The following is a 15,186-nucleotide window of genomic DNA, read 5'->3' as shown; positions in this document are numbered from 1 at the left end:
GGCTACGCGACCTTCTCGCCCGAGTCCGCCGCGACCGCCTTGTCTGCCTTGTCTGCCTTGTCTGCCCTATTCGTCTTGTTCGTCTCGTTCAGTGCTCGGCGTCCGAACTGCGTCCGGCTCAGCTGGGCGTAGCGGCCGTCGGCGGCCAGGAGCTCCTCGTGCGTGCCGCGTTCCACGATGCGGCCGGCCTCGACCACCAGGATCTGGTCGGCCGCCCGGACGGTGGACAGCCGGTGTGCGATCACGATGGCCGTCCTGCCCTCCAGGGCCTCGGCGAGGGCCTCCTGGACGGCCGCCTCGGAGGTGTTGTCGAGGTGGGCGGTGGCCTCGTCGAGGATGACGACGCGCTGGCGGGCCAGCAGCAGCCGGGCGATGGTCATGCGCTGGCGCTCACCGCCGGAGAGCCGGTAGCCGCGCTCGCCGACCACGGTGTCGAGGCCGTCGGGCAGGGACCGGACGAGGTCGACCAGGCGGGCGCGGCGCAGCGCGTCCCACAGTTCCGTCTCGGTGGCCCCGGGGCGGGCCAGCAGCAGGTTGGCGCGGACGGTGTCGTGGAAGAGGTGGCCGTCCTGGGTGACCATGCCGACGGTGTCGCGCAGTGACCGGGCGTTCAGGTCGCGGACGTCGACGCCGCCGACGCGCACGGTGCCGGCGTCGGTGTCGTACAGGCGCGGCAGCAGCCCGGCGATGGTCGACTTGCCGGCGCCGGAGGACCCGACGAGTGCGATGGTCTGCCCCGGTTCGGCGCGGAAGGAGAGGCCGTGCAGGACCTCGGCGCCGCCCCGGGTGTCGAGGGAGGCGACCTCTTCGAGGGAGGCGAGGGAGACCTTGTCGGCGGACGGGTAGCCGAAGCGCACGTCCTCGAACTCGACCGCGACCGGGCCGTCGGGGACCGGGCGGGCGTTTGGCTTCTCGTCGATGAGCGGGGGCAGGTCCAGCACCTCGAAGACCCGCTCGAAGCTGACGAGGGCGCTCATCACCTCCACGCGGGCCCCGGCGAGCGCGGTGAGCGGCGCGTACAGACGGGTCAGGAGCAGGGCCAGCGCCACGACGGCGCCCGGGTCCAGGGTGCCGCGCAGGGCGAACCAGCCGCCGAGGCCGTAGACGAGGGCGAGGGCCAGGGCGGAGACCAGGGTGAGCGCGGTGATGAAGGCCGCCTGTGCGGTGGCCGTGCGGACGCCGATGTCGGCGACGCGGCGGGCGCGGTCGGCGAACTCGGCCGACTCCTCCTCCGGGCGGCCGAACAGCTTGATCAGCGTGGCTCCGGGCGCCGAGAAGCGCTCGGTCATCCGGGTGCCCATCGCGGCGTTCAGGGTGGCCGCCTCGCGCTGCATGCGGGCCATGCGGCGGCCCATGCGCCGGGCCGGGAGCACGAACACCGGCAGCAGTACCAGCGCGAGCAGGGTGATCTGCCAGGACAGGGTGAGCATGACGGCGAGGGTGAGCAGCAGGGTGACCAGGTTGCTGACCACGCCGGACAGGGTGTTGCTGAAGGCCCGCTGGGCGCCGATGACGTCGTTGTTGAGCCGGGAGACCAGGGCTCCCGTACGCGTACGTGTGAAGAACGCGACCGGCATGCGCTGGACATGATCGAACACAGCCGTGCGCAGATCGAGGATGAGTCCCTCCCCGAGCATGGCCGAGAGCCTGCGGGAGAGGATGCCGAGCACCGCCTCCGCGACGGCGATGAGCGCGATCAGCAGGGCGAGGCGGACAACCGTGCCCTCGTCGTCGCCCGACACGATCGCGTTCACGACGCGTCCGGCCAGTACGGGGGTGGCGACGGCGAGCAGCGCGGTCACCACCCCGAGGAGGACGAACCGGGTGATGCGGCGGCGGTGCGGGCGGGCGAACGCGCCGATGCGGCGCAGCGTCGCGCGGGCGAGTGGACGGCGCTCCTGCTCGGCGTTCATGACGCTGTGCAGCTGGGTCCAGGCGGTGGTCTCCATGCTCATGGGCATGACGATAGAACCTCAATCAACCTTGAGGTCAAGGTCGCCGGGGTGGGCCGGCCGCCCGCGGTCCGTAAGCCCTCGTCCGCGCGTCGGTCATCCCTGGTTGGCTCGGCTGGGGGAGTCTCTGGTGATGTGACAGCGGTACGTCTTCGCGAGCAGTCCCCCTCCGGACACCTTCCGGTCCGGCGCGGCGGCCGTGCCCGCCGGGTCCGTCGGGTCCTCTGCGTGGTTCCGCTGCTGCTGGTCGCCGTGGTCGCGGCGCGGCACCGGTCCGTGCTCGCGGAGGGCTTCGGCCATCTCGCCACGGCCCGGTGGCCCTGGCTGCTGGCCGCGGTCGGCGCGACCTGTTTGACCTGGGTCGCCGCTGCCTGCACGCGGCAGGGTGCCGTGGTGGAGCGGCTGCCCCGGCGGCGGCTGCTCGCCGCGCAGTTCGCGGCCGGGGCGGCCAACCACCTGCTGCCGACGGGGCTGGGCGCGAGCGCGGTCAACCTCCGGTTCATGACGGTGTGCGGGCTGCCGCTCGCCCGTGCGTCGGCCGCCCTCGCCCTGTATCTGCTGGCGGAGAGCGTCGGCAGGCTCGCCCTGCTGGGCGTGCTGCTGATCGCGTTCCCCGACGCGCTGCGGCTCGGCGCGCCGGCGCCCGGGGCGGCGATCGGGCCGTTGCTGGTCGCCGCGGGCGCCGTGCCGGTGGTGGCGGCGGGCGTCCTGGCGCTGCTGCCACGGCTGCGTACCTCGGTGGTCTCCTTCCTGCGGACGGCGCTGGGCGAGGCCCGCTCGGTGCACGCCCGTCCGGCGCGGGCGCTGGCGCTGTGGGGCGGCGCGCTCGCCTTCCCCGCGCTCCAGGCCTCCGCCCTGGTCCTGGTCGGTCGGGCGCTGGGGCTGCCGGTGCCGCCCGCCCACATGGCGGTGGCGTACCTGGCGGCGACGATCGCCGTCGCGCTGGTGCCCGCACCGGGAGGTGTCGGCTCGGTCGAGGCGGCACTGGTCGTGGCGCTGGTGGCGGCGGGCGGCCCGGCGGCCGTGGCCACGGCGGTGGTGCTCGCGTTCCGGCTCCTCACCGTCTGGCTGCCGCTGCTGCCGGGGGCGCTGACGCTGGTGGCGCTGGTCCGGATGAAGGTGATCTGAACGCGGGCGGCGCCCCGGACACCTTCGCGTACGCCGGAGGCGCCCCGGGCACCTTCGCACACCCGGTGAGCGCCCCGGCACTTCGCGTACCAGGGCACCACCGCCGCGCGCCCCGGCCACCCCGCCAAACCCCACGCATCACCGCACGCGACCCGGCCACCCCGCCCAACACCCTGGGAGCCACCGTGCGCAACCCGCCGAACACCCCACGCGCCACCGCGCGCAACCCGGGCGCCGCCGTGTGCCGTGTGCCTCAGGTGACCGTGACGTGTACCGGTCCGCCCTTCGGGTCGACCCGGTGCGTCCAGCGTGCGGTCAGCGTCAGGGGGCGGTGCGGGACGGCCGGGACGAGGGTGGGCCGTTCGCGGTGGAGCGGGCGGCCGTCCTGGGTGACGTGCAGGACCGGGCGGGTCAGCGGTGTCGCCGTGCGCAGGAGGTACGGGAGGCCGTCGGCCGGGGTGACGCGGTTCGGGGTGATGCGGCGCAGGGGTTGATCGGCGATCACGGGTACGCCGTCGGGCCACTCGGAGTCCCGCGCGAGCCGGTCCCGTACGGCGGTCGCAGCATACGCGCCCTCGCGGACGGCCGTCGCCGCGCTCTCCACGGCGTGCAGCACACTGCCGACCGCGAAGACGCCGGGCCGCGAGGTGCGCAGGGCGCCGTCCACGGCGGGGCCGCGGGTGCCGGGGTCCAGGGTGAGCGCGCCGCGCCGGGCGAGTTCGTGGTCGGGGACGAAGTCGCCGGTGAACACGACGGTGTCGCAGGGCAGCGTCGCCGTACGGCCGTCGTGGCGGCGGACGCGCACGGCCGACAGGCGCCCGTGGCCGAGGAGTTCGGTGACCGTGGTGCCGGTGAGGAGGGGGACGCCGTGACGCAGGCGGGCGTCGAGGGCGCGCGCCGGGTGGGTCAGGGCCCGGGGCAGGTCCGTGACCAGGGCGACGACTCGGGCGCCGGCGGCCCGTACGGTGTCGGCGGCGGCGTAGGAGACGTCCTCCGCTCCGATGATCAGCACGCGGGTGCCGATGTGCTGCCCGTACAGGTGGACGGCCTGCTGGAGTTCGCCGGTGGTGTACACGCCGGCCGGGCGGGTGCCGGGGACGAGACGTGCGGCGCGGGGGCGTTCGCGGGCGCCGGTGGCCAGGACGACCGCCCGGGCGGCCACCGTCTCCGGGCCGTCCGGTCCGACGGTGGCGAGCGAGCACGGCCCCGCCCAGTCGAGGGCGGTGACGCCGGTCCGTACGTCCGCCCCGGCGCGGACCGCCGCGCCGGCGAGCAGACGTGCGTAGGCCGGACCGGTCAGCGCGTGCGGCCAGTTGCCGAAGCCCCGGTGCGCGCAGTGCCTCGGCACTCCTCCGGCCCGCTGCTCCCGCTCCAGGACCTCCACGCGTGCGCCGGTCACCGCGAGGAGGGACGCGGCCACGAGTCCGGCGGGGCCGGCCCCCACCACCAGGACGTCGACCTGACGGGTCATCGCTGGGCCTCCTCGAACAACGCCCGTACCGCGGCCCCGCAGTAGAAGCCCTGGCAGCGGCCCGCCCGGGCCCGGGTGCGGCGGCGCAGTCCGTCGAGGGAGCGGGGCGGGATCGTACTGGCGAGGGCGTCGCGGATCTCGCCGTGGGAGACGCGTTCGCAGTGGCAGACCAGGGTGCCGTACTCCGGGTCGGCGGCCACGAGGTCCGGCCGCTGATGGGGACGCGGGAAGGCCTCGCCGAGGTTCGGCATGCGGACCGGGTCCGGCGGGCGCTGCGGGCCGAGGTCGAGTCCGGTTTCGGCGAGCAGACCGGTGACGTGCGCGGCGATGGCGAGGGAGGCGGTGAGGCCGGTGGAGCGGATGCCGCCGACGGTGACGTAGCCCTGGTCGGGGTGGGCGGTGATCCGGTAGTCGTCGTGCTCGGTGGCGGCCCGCAGGCCGGCGTAGACGGCGGTGACCTCTTCCTCCAGCAGCGCGGGCAGGATGCGGCGGCCCTGTTCCCGCAGCCTGCGCAGGCCCTCGGCGGTGGAGCCGGTGGCGCGCCTGTCGTCGAGGTCCTCGGCGGTGGGGCCGAGCAGGACGTTGCCGTGGACGGTGGGGGCGACCAGGACGCCCTTGCCGAGGGCTGTGGGGACGGGCAGGAGGATGTGGCGGACGAGGGCGCGGGCGAACCTGTCGTGGACGATGAGCTGGCCCCGGCGCGGGGTGACGGTGAAGTCGTCGTGGCCGAGCCGCCGGTCGAGGGTGTCGGCGTGCAGTCCGGCCGCGTTGACGAGCCGGCGGGCGTGCAGCGGGCCGCGCGGGGTCGTCAGACGGTGGACGCCGGCCGTGTGACCTGCGTGCTCGACCGGCGAGTCGAGGTGCAGGTCGACTCCGCCGCGGACCGCCTGGGTGGCGTACGCCAGGGTCGTCGTCCAGGGGCAGATGACGCTCTCGCCGGGCACGTGGAGGGCGCCGAGCGCGCCGGGGCCGAGGTGGGGTTCGCGGTCGTAGAGCTCGGCGGGGCCGAGGAGGCGGGTGGCGTGGTACTCGTTGCGCTCGGCCTTCTCGGCGAGGCGGGGCAGGGCCGCGAGCTGCTCCTGGTCCCAGGCGACCAGCAGCGCGCCGACCGGCTCCACGGGGATGCCCGACTCCGCTGCGTAGGCGGCGAGTTCGCGGGCGCCCTCACGGACGAGCCGGGCCTCCAGGGAACCGGGCACGGCGTCGAATCCGGTGTGCAGGATGGCGGTGTTGGCCTTCGAGGTGCCCTGCCCGACGTCGTCCTCGGCCTCGACGAGGGCGACGCGCAGGCCCGGGTGGTGCGCGAGCCGGCGGGCGATCGCGCAGCCGACCACACCGGCGCCGACGATCGCCACGTCGTACGGGTCGGTGGGCAGGGGGCCGGAGGTGGTGACCGTCATGCCGGGCTCCCCTCGAGCAGCGCGGTGACCGCCGCGCGGAAGCGGGCGAGGCGTTCGGCGGCCTCGTCGGCGGAGATGCGGGGTTCGTACACGGCGGCCGGCTCGCCGTCGGGCAGTGCCTCGGCGACCGTCAGTCCCGGGTCCGCGCCCAGCCGGGCCAGGGCGCCGACGCCGAGCGCGGTGGCGTCCGGCAGGGCGGACACCTCCACGGGGCGTTGCAGCAGGTCGGCCTGGGTCTGCATAAGCAGCGCCGAGCGGGTCAGCCCGCCGTCGACGCGCAGGACGGTGAGCGGGCCGCCGAGGTCGGCGGCCGCGGCGTCGGCGAGTGCGACGACCTGGGCGGCCAGGCCCTCGCACAGGGCCCGCACCAGGTGCCCGGGGCCGGTGTCGAGGCCCAGACCGGTGAGCGAACCGCGCACGTCACCGCGCCACCAGGGGGCGGCGAGCCCGGCGAGCGCCGGGACGAAGGTGACGCCGCCGGAGTCCGGCACCGTGCCGCCCACGGTGTCGAGGTCGGCGGCGCCGGCGATGACACCGAGGTCGGTGAGCCAGCGTACGGCGGACGCGGCCGTGTACACCTGCCCGTCGAGGCAGTGGTTCGTCACTCCGCCCAGCCGCCAGGCGACACAGCTGACCAGGCCCGAGGTGCCCCGCCGAGGAATGTCGCCGGTGTGGGCGAGGAGGAAGGCGCCGGTGCCGTAGGTGCACTTGGCGGCCCCGGGTTCGGTGACACGCTGGGCGAGCAGGGCGGCCTGCTGGTCGACGGCGAGGCCGGTGAGCGGGAGTTCGGGGCCGAACGCCGTGGTCGTGCCGACGTGGGCGGCGTTGTCGACGACGTCCGGGAGCCGTTCGCCGGTCAGCCCGTACACCTCCAGTGCGCGCGGCGACCACGCGGCGCGGTCGAGGTCGAGGAGCTGGGTCCGGGAGGCGGTCGCGGCGTCGGTGACGCAGACGCCGGTGAGCCGGTGGACCAGCCAGGTGTCGGAGGTGGTGACGCGTCCCTCGCGGGTGAGGTGCCGTCGGATCCAGGCCATTTTCGGCGCGGCGAAGTACGGGTCGAGGGGCAGCCCGGTCAGGTGCCGCAACTCCTCGCCGTACTGGGAGAGTTCCGCGCACACGGACTCGGCCCGGCGGTCCTGCCAGACCAGCGCGTCGGTCAGGGGCCGGCCGGTGTCCGGGTCCCAGGCGAGCACGGTCTCGCCCTGGTTGGCCAGGCCCAGCGCGGTGACCGGCTCGCCCGCCCCGGCCAGGGCGCGGCGGCCGGCCTCGACCACCGAGTCGTACAGCTCCTCCGGGTCGGCCTCCACCCGGCCACCGGGCAGGTGCCGGGGGCGGACCTCGGCGAAGCCGGAGCCGATGACACCGCGCTCGGGGCAGATCACCAGGGCCTTGGTGCCGGACGTCCCCTGGTCGACGGCGAGCACCGAGCCTGTCATCGCGCCCCTCCCCCGGCTCTCGCGCCGACGGCCTCGGCGATCACTGGCCGCAAGCCTGCCGCCGCGCGCACACCGCGTCAAGGCCGACTGACTGTCAGTCAGTTCCCGCTGGTGATAGAGGAATTGCACACCTGAGGGAAAACCGCCAGAGGCGGAACCTCCGCCTCTATAGTGGCCGCCGACCGGCACGACCGCTCGACCGCCGCCCGGGGGAGGCCTGATTGTTACTCCACCCTGCCGTCCCACCCGTCCCGTTCCCGGAGGCGGGCGGGTGATGGCCAGAGACGGAGCACGCCCCGCCTACGATCCCGCCGGCCACGACACCGCGCTGCGCTCGGCGCTGCAGGAGCTGCGCGCCGGGCGCTGGATGTCGATGCGCACCCTGCTGGAACAGACCACCTCCTGGTGGCAGTGGACGCAGCGCACACAGGTCCTGGCCGCCTCGGCCGCGGGCACGGACGTGGTGCGGGCCTGGCTCGCGGAGGAACCGCACAGTGCGCCGGCCCTGGTGATGCACGCCCGGGTCGTGGTGGAGCGCGCGCTGCGCGCGCACCGCGAAGGCCACCACCGCACGCGGGAGCTGTGGCTGGAGGCCTGGCACGCCTGCGACGCGGCGGCCCGCATCGCACCGCACGACCCGGTGCCGTGGGTGTGCCTGCTGGCGCTGGCCCGGCTGGACGGGGAGCAGAGCTGGGCGGAGCACCGGGTGGCGCCGCCGGAGCCGATGCTGCCACCGGGTCCGTGGGGCCTGCTCGCCGAGGCCGGCAAGCGGGACCCGTACAACCGGGAGGCCCACCACCGCATGCTGCAGTTCCTGTATCCGCGGGGCGACTCCGAACGGCTGGCCCAGGCGGCGGGGTTCGCGCACTGGGCGGCGGGGTCGGCTCCGCCGGGGTCGGCGCTGCACGTGCTGCCGTTGTACGTGCGGGTCGAGCGCTACCGCCGCTCGGGCGGGCGGGAGGCCGCCCTCGATCTGCACTGGGTGGCCGAGGACGCCACCCGTGAGGCGCGGCAGGCGTTCCACTCCTGGTTCACGCTCACCCAGAACGCCGAGCGGTCCCTGCTGGACATGAACCACCTGGCCCACGCCCTGTGGGGCGCCCTCCAGTTCCGGGAGGCGGTCCAGGTGTTCGACGCGCTCGGCCCGTACTGGACGCCCCTGCCCTGGGCCCATCGCGCCGCGGGGCCCGGTGACTCCCAGCGGGCGGTGGAGGTCTTCCTCCAGGCCCGCGCGCGCAGTCGGTCCGCCGCCCGCGGCGGTGGCCGGCGCGGCTGACCCCCCAACCCTTTCCGTCCCCGGAGGTTTTCGCATGTCCCGCCCCTCTGAACCGTCCCGTTCCAGATCGTCCCGTTCCAGATCGTCCCGTTCCGGGCCGTCCGTTTCCGGGCCGTCCGTTTCCGGGTCGTCCGCCGCTCCCGACGAGGAGCAGCGTCTGCGCGAGCTCGGCTACCGGCCGGTGCTGGCCCGCCGCATGGGCGGCTTCGGCAACTTCGCGATCAGCTTCTCCGTGATCTCGATCCTGTCCGGCTGCATGACCCTGTACGGCTTCGGCATGGGCACCGGCGGCCCCGCCGTGATGCTGTGGGGCTGGGCGGGCGTCGGCCTGTTCGTGCTGTGCGTGGGGCTGGCGCTGGCCGAGGTCACCAGCGCGTACCCGACGTCCGGCGCCCTGTACTACATGGCCGACCGGCTCGGTGGCCGCCGCTGGGGCTGGTACACCGGCTGGCTGAACCTGCTCGGGCTGCTCGGCGCGATCGCCGGGATCGACTACGGGGCCGCGCTGTTCACGGGCGCGTTCCTGAACCTCCAGTGGGGCTTCGAGCCGACGCCGGAGAAGACGATGCTGATCTTCGTCGTGATCCTGCTGCTGCACGCCGTGCTCAACCTCTTCGGCGTGCGGCTGGTCAGCGTGCTCAACTCCATCAGCGTGTGGTGGCACCTGGCCGGTGTGGCGCTGATCGTCGGCGCGCTGGTGATCGTCCCGGACCACCACCAGTCGCCGTCCTTCGTCTTCACCGAGTTCGTGAACGACACCGGCTGGGAGAGCCCGCTGTACGTGGCCGCGATCGGCCTGCTGCTCGCGCAGTACACCTTCTCCGGCTACGACGCCTCCGCCCATCTGTCCGAGGAGACCTCGAACGCCTCGGTGTCGGCGGCGCGCGGCATCGTCCGGGCGATCTGGGTGTCGTGGCTGGCGGGCTTCGTGCTGCTGGCCGGTCTGACCTTCGCCATCCAGGACTACGACGCCACGCGCGACACCGCGACCGGGGTGCCGCCCGCGCAGATCCTGCTGGACGGCCTGGGCACGGACGGCGCGAGCGCGCTGCTCCTCGTGGTGATCGTCGCGCAGTTGTTCTGCGGCAACGCCGAGGTCGCCGCCGCCAGCCGGATGGTGTTCGCCTTCAGCCGGGACGGCGCCCTGCCCGGCTCGGCGCTGTGGCGCAAGGTCTCCGCGCGCACCCAGACGCCGGTCGCCGCGGTCTGGCTGTCGGTGGTGGTCGCCTGTCTGCTCGCGCTGCCGTCCCTGTACTCGGCGACGGCGTACGGCGCGGTCACCGCCATCAACGTCATCGGCATCACACCCGCGTACGCGATCCCGGTGCTGCTGCGCCTGCGGGCGGGCGACCGTTTCACGCCGGGGCCGTGGAGCCTGGGCCGGTGGAGCAGACCGATCGGGTGGGTCGCGGTGGTGTGGGTGGCGTTCGTCACCGTGCTGTTCTGCCTGCCTCAGTCGTCGCCGGTGACGGTGGACACGATGAACTACGCCGCCGTCGCGCTGGTCGTGGTCCTGGTGCTGGCCACGGCGTGGTGGTTCGTCGCCCGCCGTACGTACGGCACGCCCACGACCGCGGCCTACGGAGACGACCGTGAGCAGGCCGAACTGGCCGAGGGCATCGTCTGAGCACCCCGTCCGGACCCTCGGCACGGTACGGACCACTGCTCGGCGTACGGCAGGATGAACGATCGCCCCGGACCAACCGTTTTGCGGACCGGGGCGATCGCACATCCCGAAATCCAGCAGGTATCGAGCAGGTGAGACGTGACGCGACTTCACATCCGGCCGTCGGCGAGGCACATCGCCGCAGCCGTGCCCCCCGGCGGTGACCGGTGACGGACGAGCTGACCATGGACCACCTGGTGCCCGCCGGCATCGCGCTGGCGGCGGGGCTGCTGGGGGCGTTCCTGCTGCGCCTACTGCTGCGCTGGCTGGCGGGGCACGCCGGACGCACCCGCTGGAGCGGTGACGACGTCATCGTCGCCGCGCTGCGCACGGTCGCGCCGTGGGCGGCGGTCGCGGGCGGCGCGGCGGGGGCGGCGGCGGCACTGCCGCTGACGCGCACGGTGCAGCACAGCGTCAACCAGGTGCTGACGGTCCTGCTGATCTTCGTGGCGACCCTGACGGCGGCCCGGGTGATCGCCGGTCTGGTGCGGACGGTGACGACGTCCCGCTCCGGGGTCGCCGCATCGGCCACGATCTTCGTCAACATCACCCGGATCCTGGTGCTGGCCCTCGGTTTCCTGGTGATGCTGCAGACGCTGGGCGTCTCCATCGCGCCGATGCTCACCGCCCTGGGCGTCGGCGGCCTGGCGGTCGCGCTGGCCTTGCAGGACACGCTGGCCAACCTCTTCGCGGGCATCCACATCCTGGCTTCCAGGACCGTGCAGCCGGGTGACTACATCCAGCTCAGCAGCGGCGAGGAGGGCTATGTGGAGGACATCAACTGGCGGCAGACGACCGTGCGTGAACTGTCCAACAACCTGGTCGTGATCCCGAACGGCCAGCTCGCCAAGTCGAACATGACCAACTTCATGCGGCCCGAGCAGCAGCTGACCATCATGGTCCAGGTCGGCGTCGCCTACGACAGTGACCTGGACCACGTGGAGCGGGTGACCACCGAGGTGGTCGCCGAGGTGATGACCGGGATCACCGGCGCGGTGCCGGAGCACGAGCCCGCCGTGCGCTTCCACACCTTCGGCGACTCCCGGATCGGTTTCACGGTGATCCTGGGCGTCGGCGAGTTCAGCGACCAGTACCGGATCAAGCACGAGTTCATCAAGCGGCTGCACAAGCGCTACCGCGAGGAGGGCATCCGCATTCCGTCGCCCGCCCGGACGGTCGCGCTCCAGCAGGGAACCGTGGTGTTTCCGCAGCAACGCGGGGGCGAGGACGCCCCCACTCCCCTCTGATCGCTCGTTTGTTCGGCGGGGTCGCGCGGCCGGTTGTCCGGAATCGCCGCGTGACCCCTGTCGAGCCGGGGTCGATCACGAGATATCTTGATGTCGAGCAATGTTGCAGACGTGGAGCGGAGCACCCGGTGACTGACTCGACCATCATCTATACACACACTGACGAGGCCCCGGCCCTGGCGACGTATTCGTTCCTGCCGGTGATCCGGGCGTACGCCTCGCAGGCGGGTGTCGCCGTCGAGACCCGCGACATCTCGCTGGCGGGCCGCATCATCGCCCTGTTCCCGGAGTACCTGGCCGAGGACCAGCGCATCCCGGACGCCCTCGCGGAGCTCGGTGAGCTGGCCAAGACGCCCGCCGCCAACATCATCAAGCTGCCGAACATCTCGGCGTCCATCCCGCAGCTCAAGGCCGCGATCGCCGAGCTGCAGGGCCAGGGCTACGCGCTGCCGGACTACCCGGACGACCCGAAGACCGACGAGGAGCGCGAGATCCGCGCCCGCTACGACAAGGTCAAGGGCTCCGCGGTCAACCCGGTCCTGCGCGAGGGCAACTCCGACCGCCGCGCCCCGGCCTCGGTGAAGAACTACGCCAAGACCCACCCGCACCGCATGGGCGCCTGGACCGCCGAGTCCAAGACCAACGTGGCGACCATGGGCGAGAACGACTTCCGCTCCACCGAGAAGTCCGCGGTGATCGCCGAGGACGGCGCGCTGCGGATCGAGCTGGTCGGCGACGACGGCACCACCACCGTGCTGCGCGAGTCCGTACCGGTGAAGAAGGACGAGGTCGTCGACGCCTCCGTGCTGCGCGTCGCCGCGCTGCGCGAGTTCCTCACGGCGCAGGTCGCCCGCGCCAAGGCCGAGGGCATCCTGTACTCGGTCCACCTGAAGGCCACGATGATGAAGGTCTCCGACCCGATCATCTTCGGCCACGTGGTGCGCGCCTTCTTCCCGAAGACCTTCGCGAAGTACGGCGAGGTGCTCGCCAAGGCCGGCCTCACCCCGAACGACGGCCTGGGCGGCATCTACAAGGGCCTGGAGGCCCTGCCCGAGGGCGCCGAGATCAAGGCCTCCTTCGACGCCGAGCTCGCCGAGGGCCCGGAGCTGGCGATGGTCGACTCCGACAAGGGCATCACCAACCTGCACGTCCCCTCGGACGTCATCATCGACGCCTCCATGCCGGCGATGATCCGCACCTCCGGCCACATGTGGGGCGCGGACGGCCAGGAGCACGACGCCCTCGCCGTCATCCCGGACTCCTCCTACGCCGGCGTGTACCAGGCCGTCATCGAGGACTGCCGCGCCAACGGCGCCTTCGACCCCTCCACCATGGGCTCCGTGCCGAACGTCGGCCTCATGGCGCAGAAGGCCGAGGAGTACGGCAGCCACGACAAGACGTTCGAGATCCCCACCACGGGTACGGTCCGTCTGGTCGACCAGGCCGGCAACGCCGTCCTGGAGCAGACCGTCTCCGCCGGTGACATCTTCCGCGCCTGCCAGACCAAGGACGCCCCGATCCGCGACTGGGTGAAGCTGGCCGTCACCCGCGCCCGCGCCACCGGCGACCCGGCGGTCTTCTGGCTGGACGAGGGCCGCGCCCACGACGCCAACCTGATCGCCAAGGTGAAGCAGTACCTGCCGGAGCACGACACCGAGGGCCTGGACATCCGGATCCTGAACCCGGTCGAGGCGACGAAGCTGTCGGTGGAGCGCATCCGCCGCGGCGAGAACACCATCTCGGTCACCGGCAACGTGCTGCGCGACTACCTGACCGACCTGTTCCCGATCCTGGAGCTGGGCACCAGCGCCAAGATGCTGTCGGTCGTCCCGCTGATGGCGGGCGGCGGCCTCTTCGAGACGGGCGCGGGCGGCTCCGCGCCGAAGCACGTCCAGCAGCTGGTCAAGGAGAACTACCTGCGCTGGGACTCCCTCGGCGAGTTCTTCGCCCTGGTGCCGTCCCTGGAGCAGTACGCCGAGGTCACGGGCAACACCCGCGCCAAGGTCCTCGCCGACACCCTGGACCGCGCCACGGCGACCTTCCTCAACGAGGACAAGTCCCCGACCCGGCGCGTCGGCGGCATCGACAACCGCGGCAGCCACTTCTTCCTGTCCCTGTACTGGGCTCAGGAGCTGGCGCAGCAGACCGACGACGCGGACCTGGCCAAGGCCTTCGCCCCGCTCGCCGAGACGCTCGCCGCCAACGAGGCGAAGATCGTCGACGAGCTGAACGCCGTCCAGGGCAAGCCCGCCGAGATCGGCGGTTACTACCAGCCCGACCCGGCCAAGGCCGCCGAGGTCATGCGCCCGTCGGCCACCTGGAACGAGGCGCTGGCGTCCCTCGCCTGATCCCTCGCCGGGCCCGCACAGGCCCCCTCCGCACCCCGTCCCCGCTCCGGCGGTGGCGGGGTGCCCCGTCTCTTCACCGGTCTCGGGGGCCGATGTGCTCCCCCGTGACCGCATCCGCGTCCACGTCCACGTCGAAGACGCCGCAGCCCCGGGCGACGAACCGGAAGTCCTCGCCGGTCTCCGCACGGCCCCCGCGGAAACGGATGTGCGGTCACCCGCCGGGGGGGTGACCGGCCTGACGCTCCCCGTCCTCGTTCCGGACTCGGGCCCCCGACCCGCCACTCCGGTCCTGCCGCACGCCCTGACAACCTCCCTGGAGCAGTCCCGTGACCGACGCCCCGCACCCCACCTTCGAGCTGCTGCCCGGCGCCGCGCAGTCCCCCGTGATCCTTCACGTGCCGCACTCCTCGCGGGCGATACCGGCCGACGTCCGCCCCGGCATCGTCCTGGACGACGCGGCACTGGAACGGGAGCTCGACCACATCACCGACTCGCACACGGCGGACATCGCCGAGGCGGCCGCCGGGCTGGCCGGCGTCACGCCCTGGCGGTTCGTCAACCGGGCGTCGCGGCTGGTGGTCGACCCGGAGCGGTTCCCGGACGAGCGGGAGGAGATGACAGCCGTCGGGATGGGCGCCGTGTACACGCGGACCACGCACCGCGAGGCGCTGCGGCCCGACGGCACCGACCCGGAGCCGCTGCTCGAGCGGTACTTCCGGCCGTACGCGCGGGCGGTGACCGAGGCGGTCGCCGACCGGCTCACCGCCACCGGGCGGGCCGTGATCATCGACGTGCACTCCTACCCGACCGAGCCGCTGCCCTACGAACTGCACGGCACCGGCCCGCGTCCGCCCGTCTGCCTGGGAACCGACGGCTTCCACACGTCTCCCGCGCTGCTCGCCGCCGCCCGGGAGGCCTTCGCGAGCTGCGGGGAGACGGGGCTGGACAGCCCGTTCAGCGGGACGTACGTGCCGCTGGAGTTCTACGGAAAGCGCGCCGAGGTCGGGGCGCTGATGGTGGAGATCCGCCGGGACACCTACATGACCGAGCCGGGCGGACCGGCCGGGCCGGGGCTGTCCCGCCTCGCGCAGTCGCTGGCGGCGCTCGTCGACGCCACGTCCGTCTGACCGCGGGCCCGGGCCCGGCTCGCCCGCGCCCTCGGCCCGGACGGGCCGGAGCCGACCCGGTCCGCGCCGGTCCGACGCGGCTCGCCCGCGCCGACCGGCCCGACCGCGCCCCGCTGCGGCGGGCGGACGCGGGGG

General features: G+C 73.5%; 10 protein-coding genes. 6 read left to right on the top strand and 4 right to left on the bottom strand.

The window, feature by feature from the left end:
* Positions 1-2 precede the first annotated feature (2 nt).
* Complete coding sequence (locus RM812_RS28070) at positions 3-1,955, bottom strand: ABC transporter ATP-binding protein (RefSeq protein ID WP_311577998.1); 1,953 nt, start codon at positions 1,953-1,955, stop codon at positions 3-5.
* A 225-nt stretch (positions 1,956-2,180) separates the two neighbouring features.
* Between RM812_RS28070 and RM812_RS28065 the strand changes: the two genes are divergently transcribed.
* Complete coding sequence (locus tag RM812_RS28065; protein ID WP_311577995.1) at positions 2,181-3,080, top strand: lysylphosphatidylglycerol synthase transmembrane domain-containing protein; 900 nt, start codon at positions 2,181-2,183, stop codon at positions 3,078-3,080.
* Positions 3,081-3,333: 253 nt separating this feature from the next.
* Here the strand turns inward: RM812_RS28065 and RM812_RS28060 are convergent, their stop codons facing one another.
* From RM812_RS28060 to RM812_RS28050, 3 genes are read right to left on the bottom strand one after another with little or no spacing between them, the layout of a single operon-like run.
* Positions 3,334-4,551, bottom strand: a complete 1,218-nt coding sequence (locus tag RM812_RS28060; RefSeq protein WP_311577985.1) for an NAD(P)/FAD-dependent oxidoreductase — start codon at positions 4,549-4,551, stop codon at positions 3,334-3,336.
* Complete coding sequence (locus RM812_RS28055) at positions 4,548-5,951, bottom strand: FAD-dependent oxidoreductase (protein WP_311577975.1); 1,404 nt, start codon at positions 5,949-5,951, stop codon at positions 4,548-4,550. The genes RM812_RS28060 and RM812_RS28055 overlap by 4 nt, the downstream gene beginning before the upstream one ends.
* Positions 5,948-7,387: an FGGY family carbohydrate kinase gene (locus RM812_RS28050; RefSeq protein WP_311577971.1), complete on the bottom strand. Its 1,440-nt coding sequence runs from the start codon at positions 7,385-7,387 to the stop codon at positions 5,948-5,950. Before RM812_RS28050 ends, RM812_RS28055 begins: the two co-directional genes overlap by 4 nt.
* 274 nt (positions 7,388-7,661) lie before the next feature.
* Between RM812_RS28050 and RM812_RS28045 the strand changes: the two genes are divergently transcribed.
* The 5 genes from RM812_RS28045 to RM812_RS28025 all read left to right on the top strand — a co-directional run bounded on the left by RM812_RS28045 (position 7,662) and on the right by RM812_RS28025 (position 15,051).
* Positions 7,662-8,663 carry a hypothetical protein gene (locus RM812_RS28045; RefSeq protein WP_311577938.1) on the top strand — a complete coding sequence of 334 codons (1,002 nt, stop codon included), beginning with the start codon at positions 7,662-7,664 and terminating at the stop codon, positions 8,661-8,663.
* Positions 8,664-8,697: 34 nt separating this feature from the next.
* Positions 8,698-10,290, top strand: coding sequence for an amino acid permease (locus RM812_RS28040; protein WP_311577926.1), 1,593 nt, complete (start codon positions 8,698-8,700; stop codon positions 10,288-10,290).
* Positions 10,291-10,496: 206 nt separating this feature from the next.
* A complete protein-coding gene (locus tag RM812_RS28035) occupies positions 10,497-11,576 on the top strand; it encodes a mechanosensitive ion channel family protein (RefSeq protein WP_311577923.1) in 1,080 nt (359 codons plus the stop codon).
* A 128-nt stretch (positions 11,577-11,704) separates the two neighbouring features.
* Positions 11,705-13,924, top strand: a complete 2,220-nt coding sequence (locus RM812_RS28030) for an NADP-dependent isocitrate dehydrogenase (RefSeq protein ID WP_311577914.1) — start codon at positions 11,705-11,707, stop codon at positions 13,922-13,924.
* Positions 13,925-14,250: 326 nt separating this feature from the next.
* Positions 14,251-15,051, top strand: a complete 801-nt coding sequence (locus tag RM812_RS28025; RefSeq protein WP_311577902.1) for an N-formylglutamate amidohydrolase — start codon at positions 14,251-14,253, stop codon at positions 15,049-15,051.
* Positions 15,052-15,186 lie beyond the last annotated feature (135 nt).

The organism is Streptomyces lancefieldiae (genome assembly GCF_031845825.1).
Taxonomy (GTDB): Bacteria; Actinomycetota; Actinomycetes; order Streptomycetales; family Streptomycetaceae; genus Streptomyces; species Streptomyces lancefieldiae.
This window is presented reverse-complemented; position numbering and strand designations above follow the sequence as displayed.